At 46.5% G+C, this 19990-nt stretch carries 18 protein-coding genes, 1 tRNA gene, 2 riboswitches and 1 other annotated feature; of the genes, 16 read left to right on the top strand and 3 right to left on the bottom strand.

The annotated features are described in order from the left end of the window. The first annotated feature begins 77 nt into the window (after positions 1 to 77). Together aspS and AC4OGX_RS07495 are read left to right on the top strand one after the other, a co-directional pair. Positions 78 to 1859 (top strand): aspartate--tRNA ligase, encoded by a 1782-nt coding sequence (gene aspS / locus AC4OGX_RS07500; protein WP_493329528.1) that lies wholly within the window; start codon positions 78 to 80, stop codon positions 1857 to 1859. A 268-nt stretch (positions 1860 to 2127) separates the two neighbouring features. Continuing rightward, positions 2128 to 2200: transfer RNA gene (locus tag AC4OGX_RS07495), tRNA-Gly, on the top strand. Positions 2201 to 2368: 168 nt separating this feature from the next. Here the strand turns inward: AC4OGX_RS07495 and AC4OGX_RS07490 are convergent. Both AC4OGX_RS07490 and AC4OGX_RS07485 read right to left on the bottom strand, forming a co-directional pair. Then, positions 2369 to 2587 carry a helix-turn-helix transcriptional regulator gene (locus AC4OGX_RS07490; protein WP_493329527.1) on the bottom strand — a complete coding sequence of 73 codons (219 nt, stop codon included), beginning with the start codon at positions 2585 to 2587 and terminating at the stop codon, positions 2369 to 2371. A gap of 77 nt (positions 2588 to 2664) precedes the next feature. Beyond that, positions 2665 to 2856 (bottom strand): helix-turn-helix transcriptional regulator, encoded by a 192-nt coding sequence (locus tag AC4OGX_RS07485; protein WP_493329525.1) that lies wholly within the window; start codon positions 2854 to 2856, stop codon positions 2665 to 2667. A 459-nt stretch (positions 2857 to 3315) separates the two neighbouring features. Between AC4OGX_RS07485 and AC4OGX_RS07480 the strand changes: the two genes are divergently transcribed. The 11 genes from AC4OGX_RS07480 (at position 3316) to AC4OGX_RS07430 (ending at position 13984) form a co-directional block, all read left to right on the top strand. Then, the gene (locus AC4OGX_RS07480) at positions 3316 to 4599 is read left to right on the top strand and encodes a homoserine dehydrogenase (RefSeq protein ID WP_493329524.1); all 1284 of its coding nucleotides are present in this window, start codon (positions 3316 to 3318) and stop codon (positions 4597 to 4599) included. Between the two features lie 236 nt (positions 4600 to 4835). Then, entirely contained in the window at positions 4836 to 5270 is a 435-nt protein-coding gene (locus tag AC4OGX_RS07475; protein WP_493329522.1) for a MarR family winged helix-turn-helix transcriptional regulator, read from the top strand. Between the two features lie 103 nt (positions 5271 to 5373). Next, positions 5374 to 6222 (top strand): thymidylate synthase, encoded by an 849-nt coding sequence (thyA, locus tag AC4OGX_RS07470; RefSeq protein WP_493329521.1) that lies wholly within the window; start codon positions 5374 to 5376, stop codon positions 6220 to 6222. Between the two features lie 27 nt (positions 6223 to 6249). Continuing rightward, positions 6250 to 6741, top strand: coding sequence for a dihydrofolate reductase (locus tag AC4OGX_RS07465; RefSeq protein ID WP_493329520.1), 492 nt, complete (start codon positions 6250 to 6252; stop codon positions 6739 to 6741). A 32-nt stretch (positions 6742 to 6773) separates the two neighbouring features. Continuing rightward, the gene (locus AC4OGX_RS07460) at positions 6774 to 7820 is read left to right on the top strand and encodes a metal ABC transporter substrate-binding protein (RefSeq protein WP_493329519.1); all 1047 of its coding nucleotides are present in this window, start codon (positions 6774 to 6776) and stop codon (positions 7818 to 7820) included. After that, positions 7807 to 8532: a metal ABC transporter ATP-binding protein gene (locus AC4OGX_RS07455; protein ID WP_493329518.1), complete on the top strand. Its 726-nt coding sequence runs from the start codon at positions 7807 to 7809 to the stop codon at positions 8530 to 8532. Before AC4OGX_RS07460 ends, AC4OGX_RS07455 begins: the two co-directional genes overlap by 14 nt. Then, entirely contained in the window at positions 8513 to 9337 is an 825-nt protein-coding gene (locus AC4OGX_RS07450; RefSeq protein ID WP_493329516.1) for a metal ABC transporter permease, read from the top strand. Before AC4OGX_RS07455 ends, AC4OGX_RS07450 begins: the two co-directional genes overlap by 20 nt. A gap of 68 nt (positions 9338 to 9405) precedes the next feature. Further along, positions 9406 to 10035: a lysoplasmalogenase gene (locus AC4OGX_RS07445; protein WP_493329514.1), complete on the top strand. Its 630-nt coding sequence runs from the start codon at positions 9406 to 9408 to the stop codon at positions 10033 to 10035. A gap of 163 nt (positions 10036 to 10198) precedes the next feature. Continuing rightward, positions 10199 to 10452: a binding site (T-box leader), on the top strand. 90 nt (positions 10453 to 10542) lie between these two features. Continuing rightward, positions 10543 to 12261 (top strand): biosynthetic-type acetolactate synthase large subunit, encoded by a 1719-nt coding sequence (gene ilvB / locus AC4OGX_RS07440; RefSeq protein ID WP_493329512.1) that lies wholly within the window; start codon positions 10543 to 10545, stop codon positions 12259 to 12261. A gap of 14 nt (positions 12262 to 12275) precedes the next feature. Further along, a complete protein-coding gene (gene ilvN, locus AC4OGX_RS07435) occupies positions 12276 to 12785 on the top strand; it encodes an acetolactate synthase small subunit (RefSeq protein ID WP_493329511.1) in 510 nt (169 codons plus the stop codon). Positions 12786 to 12958: 173 nt separating this feature from the next. Beyond that, positions 12959 to 13984: a branched-chain amino acid aminotransferase gene (locus AC4OGX_RS07430; RefSeq protein WP_493329510.1), complete on the top strand. Its 1026-nt coding sequence runs from the start codon at positions 12959 to 12961 to the stop codon at positions 13982 to 13984. Positions 13985 to 14059: 75 nt separating this feature from the next. Here the strand turns inward: AC4OGX_RS07430 and mgtE are convergent, their stop codons facing one another. Then, complete coding sequence (mgtE, locus tag AC4OGX_RS07425) at positions 14060 to 15391, bottom strand: magnesium transporter (RefSeq protein ID WP_493329623.1); 1332 nt, start codon at positions 15389 to 15391, stop codon at positions 14060 to 14062. Between the two features lie 217 nt (positions 15392 to 15608). Then, a riboswitch (M-box (ykoK) riboswitch) is annotated at positions 15609 to 15776 on the bottom strand. A 184-nt stretch (positions 15777 to 15960) separates the two neighbouring features. Between mgtE and AC4OGX_RS07420 the strand changes: the two genes are divergently transcribed. The 3 genes from AC4OGX_RS07420 (at position 15961) to AC4OGX_RS07410 (ending at position 19639) form a co-directional block, all read left to right on the top strand. Then, on the top strand, positions 15961 to 16752 hold the full coding sequence (locus tag AC4OGX_RS07420; RefSeq protein ID WP_493329508.1) for a class I SAM-dependent DNA methyltransferase: 792 nt from the start codon (positions 15961 to 15963) through the stop codon (positions 16750 to 16752). Continuing rightward, a complete protein-coding gene (hslO, locus tag AC4OGX_RS07415; protein ID WP_493329507.1) occupies positions 16749 to 17624 on the top strand; it encodes an Hsp33 family molecular chaperone HslO in 876 nt (291 codons plus the stop codon). The genes AC4OGX_RS07420 and hslO overlap by 4 nt, the downstream gene beginning before the upstream one ends. 92 nt (positions 17625 to 17716) lie before the next feature. Next, positions 17717 to 19639, top strand: coding sequence for an NAD(+) synthase (locus AC4OGX_RS07410; RefSeq protein WP_493329506.1), 1923 nt, complete (start codon positions 17717 to 17719; stop codon positions 19637 to 19639). A gap of 107 nt (positions 19640 to 19746) precedes the next feature. Next, positions 19747 to 19842: riboswitch (purine riboswitch) on the top strand. The last annotated feature ends 148 nt before the right edge of the window (positions 19843 to 19990 follow it).

Genomic DNA, 19990 nt, shown 5'->3' with positions numbered 1-19990 from the left:
GTCTGACCCTTTTGCAAAGGGGTCAGACCCCTTTGTAAAACCGGCAGCCTCCTGTTGAAAAAGAGAGGATGAAAATTATGGCTGAGTCAATGAAGGGATTAAAGAGAACCCATCGCTGTGCGGAATTATCCAGTGCAAACATCGGCGAAAATGTTACCGTGATGGGCTGGGTACAGAAGAACAGGAATAAGGGCGGCATTGTATTTGTGGATCTGCGTGACCGTTCCGGCATCCTGCAGATTGTATTTGAAGGGGAAGAGAAGGCAGAACTGATCGAGAAAGCTGCAAAGCTGCGCAGTGAGTTTGTGGTTGCAATCGTGGGAAAGGTCGAGGCGAGAAGCGGGGCAGTGAATCCGAATCTTGCAACAGGCGAGATTGAGATCAGGGCAGAGGAGCTTAGAATCCTCTCTGAATCCGAGACACCGCCGTTCCCGATCGAGGAGAACAGTAAGACGAAGGAGGAGCTTCGCCTGAAATACCGCTATCTGGATCTTAGAAGACCGGATCTTCAGAGAAACCTGATGATGAGGAGCAGAGTTGCGACCCTGACGCGTCAGTTTTTATCAGACGAGGGGTTCTTAGAGATTGAGACCCCGGTCCTTGGAAAGAGTACACCGGAAGGTGCAAGGGATTATCTGGTGCCGAGCCGTATCCATCCGGGAAGTTTTTATGGACTTCCTCAGTCTCCGCAGCTGTTTAAGCAGCTTTTGATGTGCTCCGGCTATGACCGTTACTTCCAGATCGCAAAATGTTTCCGCGATGAGGATCTCCGTGCAGACAGACAGCCGGAGTTTACCCAGATTGACATGGAGCTTTCTTTTGTAGATGTGGATGATGTGATCGATGTGAATGAGAGACTTCTTGCGAAGCTGTTTAAAGAGGTTCTGGATGTGGATGTGACCCTTCCGATTCCGAGAATGACCTGGCAGGAGGTGATGGATCGTTTTGGTTCCGATAAGCCGGATATCCGTTTCGGCATGGAGCTTGTGAATGTGACTGAAGTTGTGAAAGACTGTGATTTTGTTGTATTTAAAGGTGCCATTGAAAATGGCGGGACTGTCCGTGGTATCAATGCAAAAGGACAGGGAGGCATGCCTCGTAAGAAGATCGACAAGCTGGTTGATTTTGCAAAGGATTTTGGTGCAAAGGGGCTGGCCTACATTGCACTGCAGGAAGATGGCAGCGTGAAGTCTTCCTTTGCAAAATTCATGACAGAAGAAGGCATGAGCAGCCTGATCCAGGCCATGAATGGAGAGCCGGGAGACCTGCTTTTGTTTGCGGCTGACAGGAATAAGGTAGTCTGGGACGTGCTGGGAAATCTGCGTCTGGAGATCGCAAGACAGATGGAGATCCTGAATAAGGATGAGTATAAATTTGTATGGATCACAGAATTCCCGCTTCTGGAGTGGAGTGATGAGCAGAACCGCTTCCTGGCAATGCACCATCCGTTTACCATGCCGATGGAGGAGGATCTCATGTATATTGATTCAGATCCGGGCAGAGTGCGTGCAAAGGCATATGATATCGTGCTCAATGGAAATGAGATCGGAGGAGGAAGTGTCCGTATTTTCCAGAATGACGTACAGGAGAAGATGTTCGAGGTGCTCGGCTTTACAAAAGAGCAGGCATACGAGCAGTTTGGATTCCTTCTGGATGCGTTTAAATACGGTGTACCGCCTCATGCAGGGCTTGCATATGGTTTAGACCGTCTTATCATGCTGATGGCGAAGGAAGACAGCATTCGTGACGTTATGGCTTTCCCGAAGGTAAAAGATGCTTCCTGTCTGATGACAGAGGCACCAAGTGTCGTAGATGAGAAACAGCTGGAAGAGCTGGGGCTGAAAGCGGTCACAGAATAGTGTGATTCAGGATAAAAAGAGTAAGAGGCAGTTTTTTTCTTTAGGAAAGGAACTGCCTCTTAAATAAGACCTATTGCCCCCTTGGAATTATGGTTTGGTGAAAGAATTGCGGCAGGAACATCGGTATGATATTGAGTGAGATAGTGTATATTATATATAAAATACAAAAAATATAAAAAAGTTGAAAAAAACTGTTGACAATCTGAACTTCATATAGTATAGTAATTATTGTTCCGGTGAGGTACTAAAACAGGAACGAAAAACAAACGCGATAGTGGCTCAGCTGGTAGAGTACGACCTTGCCAAGGTCGGGGTCGCGGGTTCGAATCCCGTCTATCGCTTTTTGGTATCCCGTCAGGGTAACGAAAGTGAGTGTTAAGATAATGATCTGCTTTAAAGATTCATTGTTTTAGCACTATTTTTTTATGGTTTAGGAGTGTATACGATATCAGGTAAACGGAAGAAAAGAAACGAAGTGAAGCTCATGAAGACACAGGAAGGGATACCGGTCATTTATGCCCGGTATCCCTTCCTATTAATTCGTCGATACTGATCTCATAGATATCTGCGATTGTCCATAAGGTATAGATATCAGGGATCCGGCTGCCCGTCTCGTATGTGGATACAGTCTGACGCGACATATTAAGAGGTTTTGCCAGATCGATCTGAGTCATTTTACGGGCAGTCCGATGCTGCTTTAGCCGATTACCAAGTTTATTTTCTGTCATCTACATCACCTAACTTATTTAAACTTATAGTAATTCTAAACTTTGCTTTATACAGATAGATACGTGTGTTCCTAAAATTATAGTATAAATAGATCCTCAACAGGCATCCCAAGAGCCTTAGAGAGAAGAAGAGCTGTTTCGATGGACGGATTGGTTGTTGTACCAGATTCAATTGCTGATATAGTAGTTCGAGGAACACCGCTCAATCTGCTTAATTTTTGTTGTGACCAGTCTTTTTCCCAACGTAATTCCTGTAGTCTATTGTTCATATATTTACACACCTGGTTGAATTGTATATAGTATGCGTAAATTCCAGCTTTCGTTTACATATCAAATAGTAACATATAAAACTGACCGATATCTGTCGACTTTTTACGACAAAATCCGTAAGTATTTATTTTTTGGATTGTTTAATTAATGTGAGAGTATCAAAAAATATAAAAGAGGCTCGATAACAAGCCTCTTTTGGGGAATGAATATTTTTTTATACGGAGTAAAGAAATCTGATGTATTTAAATCACATCCTTTTTAAAAATGACATTAACTGTAACTTGTGGCATAGCATAAGAATAACATTTTTCGGGGGAAATTGAAAGAAGGAAATTAGGATCTGTAGTATTGCATTAATAGGGGATAAAATAATCTCAATAAAATCTTTCTGGCTTTTCTCATCTGATTGTGCTATAATATGACCCAATAAAATTTTAACGCGGTAAAGGAGTGCAGAGATGGAGCAGAAAAAGATAAAAGCAGCCCTGCTTGGACTGGGAACGGTCGGAACAGGTGTATATAAGCTGATACACAGAAGAGAAGATGTCATGGAGCGTACTATAGGGGCAGAGCTTGAGATTTCCAGAATATTGGTACATAATTTGAAGAAAGCCAGGGAAGGTGTGGATGCTGCACTTCTGACGGATAACTGGCAGGAAATCCTGGAGGATGAAGAGATTCAGATCGTGATCGAAGTGATGGGAGGGATTGAGCCTGCCAGAACGATGATCGTGGATGCACTTCATGCAGGGAAGCATGTAGTTACTGCAAACAAGGATCTGGTTGCGGAATATGGCAGGGAGCTTCTGGATGCAGCAGAGGAGGGAAAGTGTGACTTTCTGTTCGAGGCAGCGGTGGCCGGCGGAATTCCGATCATTCGTCCGTTGAAGCAGTGCCTGGCAGGTAATGATATTTCCGAGGTGATCGGGATCGTAAACGGAACGACGAACTATATTTTGACAAAAATGTTTGAGGATAATATGAGCTTTGAGGAAGCTCTTGCGAAGGCGACAGAATTAGGTTATGCGGAGGCGGACCCGACAGCAGATGTAGAAGGACTGGATGCAGGACGCAAAGTAGCGATCATGGCTTCTATTGCTTTTCATTCCAGAGTTGTTTTTCAGGATGTATACACGGAAGGGATCACAAAAATCACTTCCGAAGATATTGCCTACGCAAAGGAGTTTGACAGTGTGATCAAGCTGCTTGGTGTGGCACATAATACGGAGAATGGGATCGAGGCTGGAGTATATCCGATGCTGCTTAATAAAGAGCATCCGCTGGCATCAGTCAGGGATTCCTTTAATGCTGTATTTGTACATGGGGACGCAGTAGATGATGCCATGTTCTACGGCAGAGGAGCAGGCGAGCTGCCGACTGCCAGTGCGGTTCTGGGAGATGTGATTGATGTGGCAAGGGACATTGCATATCAGTGTACAGGCCGGATCAGCTGTACCTGTTATAAGGAGCTGCCGATCAAGGACTTTGACGACGTAAAGAATAAATTTTTCCTTAGAATGCAGGTGAAGAACCAGCCGGGAGTGTTGGCATGCATTGCCAAGGTATTCGGAGATCATAAGGTTAGTATCGCCAGAGTTGTACAGAAAAGAGTACGTGACCATGAGGCGGAACTGGTCATTGTAACGGAGAAAGTAAAAGAATATCATTTAAAGGATGCGCTTAGGGAATTAGAGGAAATGGACAGCATTCTGGAGATCAGCAGTGTGATCAGAGAATATTGATCGGCAGGAAGATAAAATGGCAAGCCGGCAGCGTTCGTGATGAGTATTGATAAGGGACGTCATTAGCAGGATTCAAGGATCAGAGATGATATGCGAAAGAGAGGTGTGTGAAGTTGACACACCTCTTTTATAATGGTATAACAGTAGATAGCGTGCTATATATTGCAGGAAGAGATGGGAAAAGGTGTACCCCCTGGGTATACATATAAGTGAAAAATGCGAAAAAGGAGATCAGCATGGAGAGAAGAAGTCAGCCGATCGGATTTACCGTGAAACAGATTAATAACGTGTTTGAAAAGGATCTGAATGAAAAGCTGAGAACAATCGGAATTACAGCATCCCAATGTGCTGTGTTGGATTATCTGTTCCATACGAACCAGGAAGAAGTCAGTCAGCGGGATGTAGAGCGTCATTTGAGTCTGAAGAACCCAACTGTGACCGGATTATTAAAAAGACTGGATGAAAAAGGCTTCATCTTCTGTGTGCCGAATGCAGTTGATAAGAGGAAGAAGAATATCTATCTCACAGAAAAAGCCTATGACATTCAGCGCAGGATGGAAGCTGACCGCAGAAAGATGGATCGGGAGATGACCCGCGGGATGACCAAAAAAGAAATTGCTGCCCTTACAAGGGGGCTTGAGAAAATGTTATATAATATAGCAGACCCATAAAAGATGAAAGAGTCAAATATTCAAAATAAACATAATTATTCGAAATTAGGAGAAAACGGAGAGCAAAAGGGTCTGACCCCTTTGCAGGAAAGGAGACAACAACATGAGTTATGCAGATCAGTTATTTATCAATATGTGCCAGGACATCATCGAGAACGGCACCAGTACGGAAGGGGAAAAGGTACGTCCGGTTTGGGAGGACGGGACGTCTGCTTATACGATCAAAAAGTTTGGAGTGGTGAACCGGTATGATCTTTCTAAGGAGTTTCCGGCGCTGACGCTGCGCAGGACGGGGATCAAGAGCTGTGTGGATGAGATGCTGTGGATCTGGCAGAAGAAGTCCAATAATATCCATGAACTGAATAGCCATATCTGGGACAGCTGGGCGGATGAGGACGGTTCCATCGGAAAAGCGTATGGCTATCAGATGGGAGTAAAGCATCAGTATAAAGAGGGGATGATGGATCAGGTTGACCGCGTGATCTATGATCTGAAAAATAACCCATACAGCCGCAGGATCATGACAAATATCTATGTGCACCAGGATCTGCATGAGATGCGCCTGTATCCCTGTGCATATAGCATGACCTTTAATGTGACAAAAGAAGCAGGAAGTGAGAAACTGACGCTGAATGGGATTCTGAACCAGCGCTCACAGGATATTCTGGCCGCTAACAATTGGAATGTGTGCCAGTATGCGGTACTTCTGCATATGCTCGCCCAGGTATGTGATATGAAGGCCGGGGAACTGGTCCATGTGATCGCTGACGCTCATATTTATGACAGACATATTCCGCTGATCAAAGAGCTGATTTCCAGGGAGCCTTATCCGGCGCCGAAGTTCTGGCTGAATCCAGAAATTAAGGATTTTTATGAGTTTACGACAGATGACGTGCGTCTTGATGATTACCAGACTCATCCGCAGATCAAGAATATACCGATTGCAGTTTAATAGGACTTAATAAAGGGAGGAATTACAATGAATTTAATTGCAGCAGCAGACAAAAACTGGGCCATTGGCTATCAGAACAGACTTTTGGTGAGCATTCCGTCAGATATGAAGTTTTTCCGCGAGACGACATCGGGAAAGGTGGTCGTCATGGGAAGAAAGACACTGGAAAGTTTCCCGAATGGGATGCCTCTTAAGAACAGAGTAAACATTGTCCTGACATCTAACAGAGATTATTGTGTAAAAGATGCTGTTATTGTGCATACTTTAGAGGAATTACAGGAAGAATTGAAAAAATATAAATCAGAAGATATCTATGTGATCGGAGGAGACAGTGTATACAGACAGCTGCTCGATTATTGTGATACTGCATTGATCACAAAGATCGACCATGCATTTCAGGCAGATACTTATTTCCCGAATCTGGATGAAAGAGAGGAATGGGAGCTGGTACAGGAAAGTGAAGAGCAGACCTGTTTTGACCTGGAATACCGGTTCACGAGATATGAGCGCCGTAAGTAGACGCACTGAGACAGAAAGTAAGTGAAATTTTAATGATAAAAAAGACATGGATAAATACAAGAAAAAAAGCCGGAAGAAACTTAAAGGGCAGGAAACGTGGTCTTGCTCTGCTTCTGGCCTTTTCGGCTGCCTTCATTTTGGGATGTGCCTCATCACAGTCTGACCAGCGTGACAGGCAGGAAAAGTCAGATCGGACCGGGAGAGAAAAGATAAAAGTGGTCACGACTATTTTCCCGCAGTATGACTTTGTGCGGGAGCTTGCAGGGGACAGAGTCGATCTTAAAATGCTCTTAAAGCCGGGAGAGGAGAGCCATTCTTATGAGCCGACACCTAAGGATATCATCGATATCCAGAATTGTGATCTGTTTATTTATGTGGGCGGAGAAAATGATGCCTGGGTGGAGGATATCCTGGAGTCTATGGACAACAGAGGCAGAAGGGATCTCCGGCTTGTGGACTGTGTGGACACAGTGGAGGAAGAGCATGTCAAGGGAATGAAAGAAGAGCGCCATGTGGGAACTGAGGAAGCCCATGAGGGAGAACTGGATGAGCATGTGTGGACATCTCCCAAAAATGCAGAGAGGATCGTGGAAAAACTGTCTGAACTTTTAGGTGAGGCAGATCCGGAATATGCAGAGGAGTACAGGAAGAAAGCCCAGGCATACGAAGGGAAGCTTAAGAACCTGGACCTGCAGTTTCAGAAGGTCGTGGAGGAATCGCCAGGACATACTCTCCTTTTTGGGGACCGTTTTCCATTCCGGTATTTTACGAAGGAGTATGGGCTGGATTATTATGCGGCATTTCCGGGATGCGCATCGGACACAGAGCCGAGTGCATCGACCATGGCATTTCTGATCAATAAGGTAAAGGAAGACAAAATTCCGGTAGTCCTTAAAATGGAGCTGAGTAATGATCAGATCGCGAAAGCGGTGGCGGAGGCGACAGGTGCCAGGGTAAAGGTGTTCTACAGCTGCCATAATATCACGGCAGAACAATTTAAGGAGCACGTCACATATTTGGATATGATGGAGAAAAATGTTGAGACGTTGAAGGAGGCGCTGGCAGATGGCACTGATTAAATGCGAGAATATATCCATTGCCTATGAGGGGCAGACGGTGGTGCATGACCTGTCTTTCGAGGTAGGACAGGCGGATTATCTTGGCATCATCGGGGAAAATGGTTCGGGAAAAAGTACTCTTGTAAAAAGCCTTCTTGGTTTAAAGGCACCGGCAAAGGGGAAGATCCTTTTGGGCGATGGGCTGAAACAGAATGAGATCGGATATCTTCCGCAGCAGACAGATGTGCAGAAGGATTTCCCGGCAAGTGTGTATGAGGTGGTCCTGTCCGGGCGGCTCAACAGCAGAGGGTTACGCCCTTTTTATACGGCAGCAGATAAGGGAAAAGCCAGAGAGAATATGGAGCTGCTTGGAATCAGGGATTTGCAGCGCCAGTGCTTTCGGGATCTTTCAGGAGGGCAGAAACAGAGAGTGCTTTTGGCCCGGGCGCTGTGTGCCACAAAGAAGCTGCTTTTATTGGATGAGCCTGTGACAGGGCTGGACCCCATCGTGACACAGGAATTCTACCAGCTGATCAATGAGATCAATAAAAAGGCAGGGATCGCAGTGGTCATGGTTTCACACGATATCGAGAGTACAATGGCATATGCCAGCCATATCCTGCATTTACAGGAGACTGCGCTTTTCTTTGGTACGGCGGATGCTTATAGGGAAAGCGGGATCGGAAAAGAATTTTTGAGAGGTGGTGAGTACCATGGCCGGAAAAATAATTGAGATGTTTTCCTATCCGTTTATGGTGAGAGCGATCCTGGCAGGCTCCCTGGTATCACTGTGTTCTGCACTGCTGGGAGTCAGCCTTGTGCTGAAAAGATATTCCATGATCGGGGATGGGCTTTCTCATGTGGGATTTGGTGCTTTAGCCATTGCGACAGCTGCAAATGCGGCGCCGCTGGCCGTAGCGATCCCTGTTGTGATCCTGGCGGCGGTGCTGCTTCTTCGCATCAGCGGAAATAGTAAGATCAAAGGAGATGCGGCGATCGCGCTGATCTCCACAGGAGCACTTGCGGTCGGCGTGATGGTGATTTCTATGACGACCGGGATGAATACGGATGTGTACAATTATATGTTCGGCAGCATCCTGGCGATGAGCGGTGAGGATGTGGAATTAAGCCTGATACTTTCGGCGGCAGTGCTGGTCCTTTATCTCCTGTTCTATCATAAGATATTTGCCATTACGTTTGACGAGACCTTTGCGCGTGCTACAGGCGTCAAAGCAAATCTGTATAACACTATGATCGCAGTCCTGACAGCGGTTACGATCGTGCTGGGGATGCGGATGATGGGAGCGCTGCTGATATCCAGTCTCATTATATTCCCGGCATTGACATCTATGAGGCTGTGCAAGACATTTAAAAGTGTCATAGTAAACTCTGCAGTTATCTCGGTCGTTTGTTTGTTTATTGGAATCTCGATTTCATATGTATGGGCTGCCCCGGCAGGGGCCAGTGTCGTGATCGTAAATATGGGGGCACTGTTCTTATATACAATCGCGGGTGCGGTAAAAAATAAAAATTTTTAACTTCATCAGGGAAGCAGTGAGGCGGATTTTAGGATATCCGATGTGTGGATGGATTTGGAGGAGATAATATGTTGGCTGCAGCGGCAGTTTTGATGGCTGTGTTTGGTGGGATCTATTTTTCACGGAAAGAAAGCGGGAGTAGAAAGCCGTTGGTCTTCAAGGCTGCGGCAACCTGCATGCCTGTGCTTTTGACATTGTACCATGCCTGGGGAACAAAAGAGGCGGCTTCCTGGTGGCTTTTTGCAGGGCTTCTCTGTTATATGGCGGCGGATGTCCTTTTGGAGATCTGGTTCTTAAGCGGTGTCGCTGCATTTGGAATCGGACATATCTGCGTCGTGATGAGCCTGGCCGGAAGCGGTGCAGCCTCCGGATATGTGACTGCGGTATTTTTGATCCTTTATGCCGGAATGTTCCTGGTGGTCAGGAAGTATGTCAAGGATCTGGGAAATCTGTTTTTGCCCGGGGCCGTTTATGCAGCGCTTCTTTGTCTGATGGCGGCAAAGGCGGTTTCTATGGGGATCAATAGCCGGGAGCTTCAATCTGTACTGGCAGGGATCGGCGGGGTCTGTTTTGTGATCTCGGATACGATCCTGGGATGGAGCTATTTAAGCGGGAAGCAGAATCGCAGCTATCGTGCGGTACTTCTGTTCCTTTACTATACGGCGGTGTATCTGCTGGCAGCAGGACGGTATCTGTGATAAGAGGCAGGGGCACCGGGAAAAATGAGGTCAGAAATCAGGGAGCCGCAGACAGGCTTTACTGCTTATATTTCGGTACAGAATAAAAAAGATCAAGAATATGACATTGACAAAGTTAAAAACACACACTATAATAAATATAAATTTACCAAAACAGAAGTTGTGAAATGCTAAGACAGGGAGGAGTACATAGGAACCGGATGCCAAGAGAGAAGACGGCTGGTGGAAGTCTTCGTGACGGAACTATGGAAGTAGCCCCCGAGCAGTGAACCGAACAGGCCGCGGGCCCAAGTAAGCTTCAACGTTGTTCCTACGTTACAGGGAAGCAGTATCGGAAGCAGTTCCTGTACTGGCAGAGTGCAGAGAGAAGACTCTCTGAAGTTAGGTGGTAACACGGATTGCAGATTCGCCCTAAGCTAAGTATAGCTTAGGGCTCTTTTCACTTTCAGGGGCAGTTAAGAGCACGGTATGAGTAAAGACAACTGGGGAAATAAAGGAGGTATATGCATGAGACAGATTTCAGGAAACAAATTGTTGGTAAAGGCATTGAAAGAAGAAGGGGTAGATACACTCTTCGGCTATCCGGGCGCCTGTACGATCGATATCAGCGATGAGCTTTACAAGCAGGAGGATATCCGGGTGATCCTGCCGAGACATGAGCAGGCTCTTGTGCATGAGGCGGATGCCTATGCGAGAACGACAGGAAAGGTGGGTGTCTGTCTGGTTACCAGCGGACCGGGGGCCACGAACCTGGTCACAGGCTTAGCAACAGCCAATTATGACAGTGTTCCACTTGTGTGTTTTACCGGGCAGGTGGCAAGACATCTGATTGGAAATGACGCTTTCCAGGAAGTTGATATTGTGGGAATTACAAGAAGCATCACGAAGTACGGTGTCACAGTCCGCAATCGGGAGGATCTGGGAAGGATCATTAAGGAAGCATTTTATATTGCAAGGACAGGAAAACCAGGTCCGGTACTGATAGACCTGCCCAAGGATGTTATGGCAGAGTTAGGCAGCGCAGAATACCCGTCAGAGGTGAATATCCGCGGTTATAAGCCAAATACCAATGTACATATCGGACAGCTGAAAAGAGCGATCAAGATGCTCCATAAGGCGGAACGCCCTCTGTTTCTCGCAGGCGGCGGTGTGAATATTGCAAGGGCAAATGATATTTTTACAAAGATTGTGGAAAAGACGAACATCCCGGTCATTACAACGGTTATGGGAAGGGGAGCGATCCCAACCAACCATCCGCTGTATATAGGAAATCTTGGAATGCACGGTGCATATGCGGCAAATATGGCAGTCAGTGAGTGTGACCTTCTGTTCTCCATCGGAACCAGATTTAATGACAGGATCACCGGTAAACTACACGCATTTGCGCCAAAAGCACAGATCGTACATATCGATATCGATACTGCCGCGATCTCCAGAAATATCCATGTAGATATCCCTATCGTTGCTGATGCGAGGGAGGCTGTATTAAAGATGCAGGAGTACGTGGAGCCGTGTGAGACGGGAAAATGGCTGGAGCAGGTGAATGCATGGCAGGCAGAGCATCCGCTGATGATGAAGAAGCATGCAGAGATGGGGCCGAAGGATATCATTGATGAGATCAACCGCCAGTTTGATGAGGCGATCGTGGTAACCGATGTGGGGCAGCATCAGATGTTTGCCGCCCAGTATGTAGAAATAACGGAAAAGAAACAGATCATAATGTCCGGCGGTCTGGGAACCATGGGATATGGCTTCCCGGGAGCAGTCGGAGCGAAGCTTGGAAATCCCGACACTCCGGTCATTGCGATCTCAGGTGACGGAGGAATGCAGATGAATATCCAGGAATTTGCAACTGCAGTTCTGGAGGAGCTTCCGGTTATTTTATGTGTATTTAATAACACCTATCTTGGCATGGTGCGCCAGTGGCAGAAGCTGTTTTACGGAAAACGGTATGGTATGACGAATTTAAGATCCGGTGCCCTGTTCCGCAGGACGGAAGGAAGAGAAATGCCTGAGTATACACCGGATTTTGTAAAGCTGGCAGAAAGCTACGGGGCTAAGGGAATCCGCGTGACAAAGACAGAGGAGATCGCGGCAGCCTTTGAGGAAGCAAAGAAGAACACCAAGGTTCCGACGTTGATCGAATTTATCATAGATCCGGAGGAGATGGTATACCCGATGATCCAGCCGGGCGGAACACTGGAAGAGATGATCATGGATTGTTAAAGGAGTAAAAGAGTATGGATAATAGTCTGAAAAAAAGATGGATTTCATTATATGTAGAGAATCAGGTAGGTGTTCTTTCAAAAATTTCCGGTTTGTTTTCCGGCAAGTCTTACAATCTGGACAGCCTGACCGTGGGAACGACCGAGGATCCCACGATTTCCAGGATGACGATCGCTACGGTGAGCGATGATGAGACCTTTGAGCAGATCAAAAAGCAGCTGAACCGCCTTGTGGAAGTCATCAAGGTGATTGATTTTACGGATATATTTGTGAGGATGAAGGAGATTCTGTATATCAAGGTGAGAAAGTGTACCCAGGAGGATAAGGTGGAGCTGTTCCAGATCGCTGAGACTTTCAAGGCCCGGGTCATTGATTATGGCAAGGACAGTCTGCTTTTGGAATTCGTGCAGACGGCTGCGAAGAACGATGCGGTTATCAAGCTGATGAAGGAAGAATTCAAGAATATCGAAGTGGTGCGAGGCGGAAGTGTAGGAATTGAATCGATCAGCATGATGGAGCGTTAGGAGGAGCGGGAGCCAAAACTTTGGGTATCCGGCGTGAAGAAAACATAACAGAGAGCAGGAAGCAATGCCAGAAAAAACAGAGCGCGCTCTTGAATTTTGTGCCGGGAAGTATTATAATTGGCACAAGGATAGAATTTGGACTGCATGTATGCAGAGGAATGGAGGAGATACAGATGGATAAGAAAAATATTGACTGGGAGAATCTTGGATTTGGATATATCACAACGGACAAAAGATATGTAGCCAATTTCAAAGATGGAAAATGGGAGGAAGGTGGTCTGATCGATGACCCGAATATCGTGATGAATGAATGTGCCGGAGTCCTGCAGTATGCGCAGACTATCTTCGAAGGGTTAAAGGCATATACGACAGAGGACGGACATATCGTGACCTTCCGCCCTGACCTGAACGGACAGAGAATGGAAGACTCTGCAAGAAGACTGGAGATGCCTGTATTTCCGGCAGAGCGTTTTGTGGAAGCTGTAGTACAGACTGTCAGGGCCAATGCGGCATATGTTCCGCCGTTTGGCTCAGGAGCAACACTCTATGTAAGACCGTACATGTTCGGAAGCAACCCGGTGATCGGAGTGAAGCCGGCAGACGAATATCAGTTCCGTGTATTTACGACTCCGGTAGGTCCATATTTTAAAGGCGGCGTAAAGCCACTTACTCTGTGTGTATCAGACTTTGACCGTGCAGCACCGAACGGAACAGGGCATATTAAAGCCGGACTGAACTATGCGATGAGCCTTCATGCAATCGTGACGGCACACGCGAATGGATACGATGAGAACATGTATCTGGATTCAGCGACCAGGACAAAAGTAGAGGAGACCGGCGGGGCCAATTTCCTCTTTGTGACAAAGGACAATAAAGTGGTTACCCCTCATTCCGACACTATTCTGCCTTCTATCACCAGACGTTCCCTTTTGTATGTGGCAGAGCATTATCTTGGACTGGAAGTGGAGGAAAGAGATGTATATCTGGATGAGGTCAGGGATTTTGCGGAATGCGGACTTTGCGGAACCGCAGCAGTTATCTCACCAGTCGGCAAGATCGTGGATCACGGCACAGAGATCTGCTTACCAAGTGGAATGGAAAAGATGGGACCGACGATCCAGAAGCTGTATGATACACTGACGGGAATCCAGATGGGGCGCATCGAGGCACCAAAAGGATGGATCAAGGTGATCGTTTAGTAAGAAGAATATATAACTGTATAGGAATTATAAAAGGCACTTCCAGAGGCAGGAAGTGCCTTTGCTTTACTATACTCACAGCTTAAAAACCCGCGTAGCAATATTAAAGTATATCAGGATCGAGCAGGTATCCACCATCGTCGTGATCAGCGGTGCAGCCATGATAGCCGGATCCAGATTGATCTTTTTGGCAAGCAGCGGCAGGATGCATCCGATCAGTTTTGAGATCATGATCGTTACAGCCAGAGAGGCTCCGATAACCAGCGCCAGTGAAGCATTGTGGTACATAATGAGGATCCTCACTCCGTTTGCCACAGCCAGGGCAAGTCCAACGACCATGGAAACACGGAATTCTTTGAACATAACCCGGAAAATATCGTGGAACTGTATTTCATTTAAGGCGATTCCGCGAATGATCAGGGTGGAACTCTGGGAACCACAGTTACCGCCGGTGTCCATCAGCATAGGAATAAAGGAAACAAGCAGCGGTATCGCAGCAAATGCATCTTCGTATTTGGTGATAATGGTCCCGGTAAGGGTCGCTGAAAACATCAGCACGAGCAGCCAGGCGATACGGTGTTTGGCGTGGGCCAATACAGAAGTATCAAAGTAGGTCTGCTCGCTTGGGCTCATAGCAGCCATCTTGGTGATATCCTCCGTGGCCTCATCTACCATGACATCCATGGCATCGTCGAAGGTGACGATCCCGACCATCAGCCCCTCGGCATCCAGCACAGGAATGGCAAGAAGGTCATATTTGCGGAAGAGCTGTGCCACTTCCTCTTTATCGGTATGCGTGTTGACGGAAATGATCTCGGTCTCCATCAGGTCTTTGATCAGCATCGTATCCTCAGAGGTCATCAATTCCTTCGCGGTAACGATTCCGATCAGCTTTCTCTTATCAGTCACATAGCAGGTGTAGATCGTCTCTTTATGAATTCCGGTCCTTTTGATATGGGCCATGGATTCCTCCACGGTCATAGACTGCCTTAAGCCCACATATTCTGTTGTCATGATACTTCCGGCGCTGTCATCCGGGTAGTTAAGGAGCAGGTTGATCATGTTCCTCTCGGACTGGCTGACCGTGTCCAGGATCCTTGTGACTAAGTTGGCGGGAAGCTCCTCTAACAGGTCCACCGTATCATCCATATATAAGTCATCTAAAAGCTCACGCAGCTCTTTTTCAGTAAACATTTCCACCAGATAAGTCTGCATGGAATTATTCATATTGGCAAATACCTCTGCCGCCTTGTCTTTGGAAATCAGGCGGAAAGCAAGAGCCAGTTCTTTGTCATCTAATTCGGAAAGAAGTGAGGCTATGTCCACTTCGTTCATGACATCTAAAATACTCCTTACAGCCTTGAATTGATGCTGAATAAGGAGTTCTACAAAAATATTTTTGTCCATCATAATAATATCTCCAATCTGTATTCAATTTTTTGAAACAATACGAATGATAACTGGCACCAGCGTCCATAACCTCACCACCTTTCCGAATAAAAAATTCAACATGCTTCCGGCAGTCCTCTTTTTCACAGGAGGATTCCTTCCAGGGAATGTTCCTTTACAATAGAAAAAACTCCGTCACTGCCTGAACAATGACGGAGTTATATCGCATACTCCGAAAAAAGATCCACCGTCCAAGCTTTAGCGTCACAGGGCATATCAATTGCATTAGGTTATGCCTTCACGACATAGCCTGCTAACCAGCTTGTTGTGTCTCCACAATCTCGCGGCAGCAATCTCAGGAAAATCCAAATCCCTGTGGTAGCCTCACCTACCGAAATGTTATATGTTATATTACGTTCTTATTGTAGTGCAAAGTGACAGGATGTGTCAAGGGAAAAATAATGGAGGGATCTTCGTTGAGGGATTTTCACTTTACATTTTCAGTTCCGCCAGGCATTGTTTTTTGTACTATGGGTGTGATATACTTTATAAGTTATATAGCAAACATGGATGAGGTGTTAGAAGAGATGGAGAAAATAAAGGAATCCAATGCTTATGAAAGCTTTGCTTCTGTTTACGACACATTGATGGACAATGTGCCATACGAAGAATGGGGTGCGTATCTGCACGGACTGCTTGAGGAATATGGGATTACAGAAGGGCTCGTGGTTGATTTAGGCTGTGGGACAGGCACGATGACAGAATATCTGGCTGATCGGGGATATGATATGATCGGGGTGGACAATTCCGGGGATATGCTGGCCATTGCCATGGAGAAAAAGATAGAATCCGGGCAGGAGATCCTGTATCTGATGCAGGATATGCGGGAGTTAGATCTATATGGTTCTGCCCGTGCCATTGTCAGCATCTGCGACTCTGTGAATTATATCACGGAACCGGAAGAGCTCTGTGAGGTGTTTCGACGTACAGGGCAGTTTCTGGATGAAGACGGGGTTTTTATTTTTGACTTTAACACAGACTATAAATACCGTGAGATCATCGGAGAGCAGACGATCGCTGAGGACCGCGAGGACTGCAGTTTTATCTGGGATAACTATTACTATGAAGAAGAACAGATCAATGAATATCGATTGAGCCTGTTTATCCGGGATGAGGAGCTGTCCAGGGAAAATGACGATATATTCCGGCGGTATCAGGAGACGCATTATCAGAGAGGGTACACTCTTCGTGAGATGGAAGCTTTGATTTGTTCAGCAGGAATGAGGCTTGTGAAGGCATATGATGCATTTACGAGAAACGAGCCGGCACAGGAAAGCGAAAGGATATATATGATCGTAAAAAAAGGAGAAGAGTCATGAAAGATTATATTGTAAGAGCAACGGCTGCGAACACACAGATCCGTGCATTTGCAGCGTCTACAACAAAACTGGTGGAACAGGCAAGACAGCATCATAATACAAGTCCGGTGGCGACCGCGGCATTAGGGCGTCTTTTGACAGGCGGTGTGATGATGGGCAGTATGATGAAGAATCCGGCGGATGTCCTGACACTTCAGGTGCAATGCGGCGGACCGATCGGCGGGATGACGGTTACAGCGGACAGCCAGGGGAATGTAAAAGGATATGTCAATCAACCGGATGTGCTCCTTCCGCCGAAGAACGGTAAGCTGGACGTGGGCGGTGCACTGGGACCGGGATTTTTGAACGTAATCAAAGATATGGGATTGAAAGAGCCATATTCGGGGCAGACTATTCTTCAGACAGGAGAGATCGCAGAAGATCTGACTTACTATTTTGCAACATCAGAGCAGGTGCCGTCTTCTGTCGGTCTGGGTGTGCTGATGGAAAAGGATAATACGGTGAGATGTGCAGGCGGATTTATCGTTCAGGTCATGCCGTTTATCGAGGATGAAGTACTGAATAAGCTGGAAGAAAACATTCAGAAGATCCAGTCCGTGACATCTATGCTGGACAACGGGCACACACCGGAAGAGATGCTCCATCAGGTGCTGGAAGGCCTGAATGTGGAGATCGTGGATACCCTGCCGGCACAGTTTTACTGTAACTGTTCCAAGGAGCGTATCGAGAAGGCGATCATCAGTATCGGAAAGAAGGATATCCAGTCCATGATCGATGATGGGGAGACTATTGAGGTGAAATGCCATTTCTGTAATACGGACTATCATTATACGGTAGATGAGTTAAAGGAACTGTTGAAAAAAAGCAGGTAGAAAAAGAGCAGCCAGAGAAAGAAAAGGCTGAAAACAAAAGCTGGAAAACATATGTTAGAGGCAGCATCAGGATTTTAGTGAGGAGGAAGGAAATGAAACAGGGATTTGTGAAGGTGGCAGCGGCAACGCCGGATATCCGCGTGGCAGATGTCAGATATAATACGGAGAAGATATGTGAGGCGATCGAAGCTGCAGCTGATGAGAGAGCGAAGATCGTTGTTTTCCCGGAACTGTGTATCACAGGCTATACATGTGAGGATCTATTTTCACAGGAGGTATTGATCAGGGAAGCAAGAACAGCTCTTCTGGAAATTACAAAGTTTACTGCAGATAAAGATATCCTGGTATTCGTAGGGGTTCCTTTGAGCGTGGATGGAGAGCTCTACAATGTAGCAGCAGCTTTGAACCGGGGAGAAGTTCTGGGACTGACTACAAAGACATTCCTTCCGAATTACGGAGAATTCTATGAGATGCGGCATTTTACACCGGGGCCGGAATCAGCGAGAAGGATTCTCTTTGAGGGAAATCTGGTTCCTTTCGGACCGCAGATTCTTTTCCAGGCGACGACGATGGAGGAATTGATCGTTACTGCAGAGATCTGTGAGGATGTCTGGTCCCCGATCCCGCCGAGTATTGAGGCTGCAATGGAAGGTGCAGCGGTGATCGTGAACTGCTCTGCAAGTGATGAGACCGTCGGAAAGGATAAGTACCGAAGAGATCTGATCGCAGGACAGTCTGCAAGGCTGATCGCAGGATATGTGTACGCCAATGCAGGAGAAGGGGAATCCACTACGGATCTGGTTTTTGGAGGTCATAATCTGATCGCAGAAAACGGAAGCGTACTGAAAGAATCAAGACGCTTTAGAAACGATATAATTTACTCAGAAATTGATATATTTCGCTTGATCGCAGAACGACGCAAGAATACAACGTTTAAGATGGCAGCAGGGCGTTCCCTGATCAGAGTACCGTTTTATGTGGAGCTGGAGAAGACGGAGCTGACCAGACAGTTCCCGAAGATGCCGTTTGTTCCGGCTAATGAGAAAGAACGGGCCAGACGCTGTGAGGAGATTCTGAATATCCAGGCCATGGGGCTTAAGAAGAGACTGGCACATACCCGTGCAAGGAGTGCTGTCGTAGGGATTTCCGGAGGTTTAGATTCTACCCTTGCACTGTTAGTGACGGCAAGGGCGTTTGATTTGCTTGGCAAGGATAAGAAGGATATCGTGGCAGTGACTATGCCATGCTTTGGTACCACGGACCGCACCTATCAGAATGCCTGTAAGATGACGGTACAGCTTGGAGCTACACTTCGTGAGGTACCGATCGCCGAGGCGGTCAGCGTTCATTTCCGCGATATCGGGCATGACCCGGAGGATCACAGCGTCACCTATGAGAATTCTCAGGCAAGAGAGCGGACGCAGGTAATCATGGACATTGCCAATGAGATGGGCGGAATGGTCATTGGAACGGGGGATATGTCAGAGCTGGCACTTGGCTGGGCAACCTATAACGGCGACCATATGTCTATGTACGGAGTTAATGCATCGGTACCAAAGACACTGGTGCGTCATCTTGTAAAATATGCTGCGGACGTGACAACAGATGAGGCATTAAAGAAGGTACTTTACGATGTACTCGATACGCCGGTCAGTCCGGAACTTCTGCCGCCGAAGGACGGGGACATCGCACAGAAGACGGAGGATCTGGTGGGACCTTATGAGCTTCACGATTTCTTCTTATATTATATGCTGCGCTTCGGATATGCTCCGAGCAAGATCTTTAGGCTCGCTGCGCGGACCTTCGAGGACAGCTATGATACTGTAACGATCTTAAAGTGGCTGGAGACCTTCTGCCGGAGGTTCTTCTCACAGCAGTTCAAGCGTTCCTGCCTGCCGGACGGACCGAAGGTCGGTACGGTTGCGCTTTCACCGAGAGGGGATCTTCGGATGCCGAGTGATGCGTGTGCCACAGTGTGGCTTAACGATCTGGAGCATATTTCTTTGATGGAATAAATAAGTGGCAACAGCGCGTGTGAACTGTAACAATGAGTGAACTGAAATAAATTAATTTTTGGGTTGACAGAAAAATAGATAAATGCTAGGATAAAAATAACAAAAAATTATAAAATATGACCAATACTTATATAGGTTCATAATCGGATGGACGTTTCTACCAACTACCGGAATAGTTGACTATAAGTATCTGCGGAGGTATCTCTGTAGCTGCTTATAGTCATTTTTTTATGCAGAAAAAATTTGCTGCTGTTACGGAGATGGGAAAGGAGACGACAACCGATGAATGAATCTATTTTTATTTTGAAAGGTAACCTTGTTTATAGTAAGAGTGCTAAGGAATTCGAAGTA

It is taken from the genome of Faecalicatena sp., from assembly GCF_058819085.1.
Note: the sequence above shows the minus strand (reverse complement) of the source record. Positions and strands in the feature narration are given on the sequence as shown.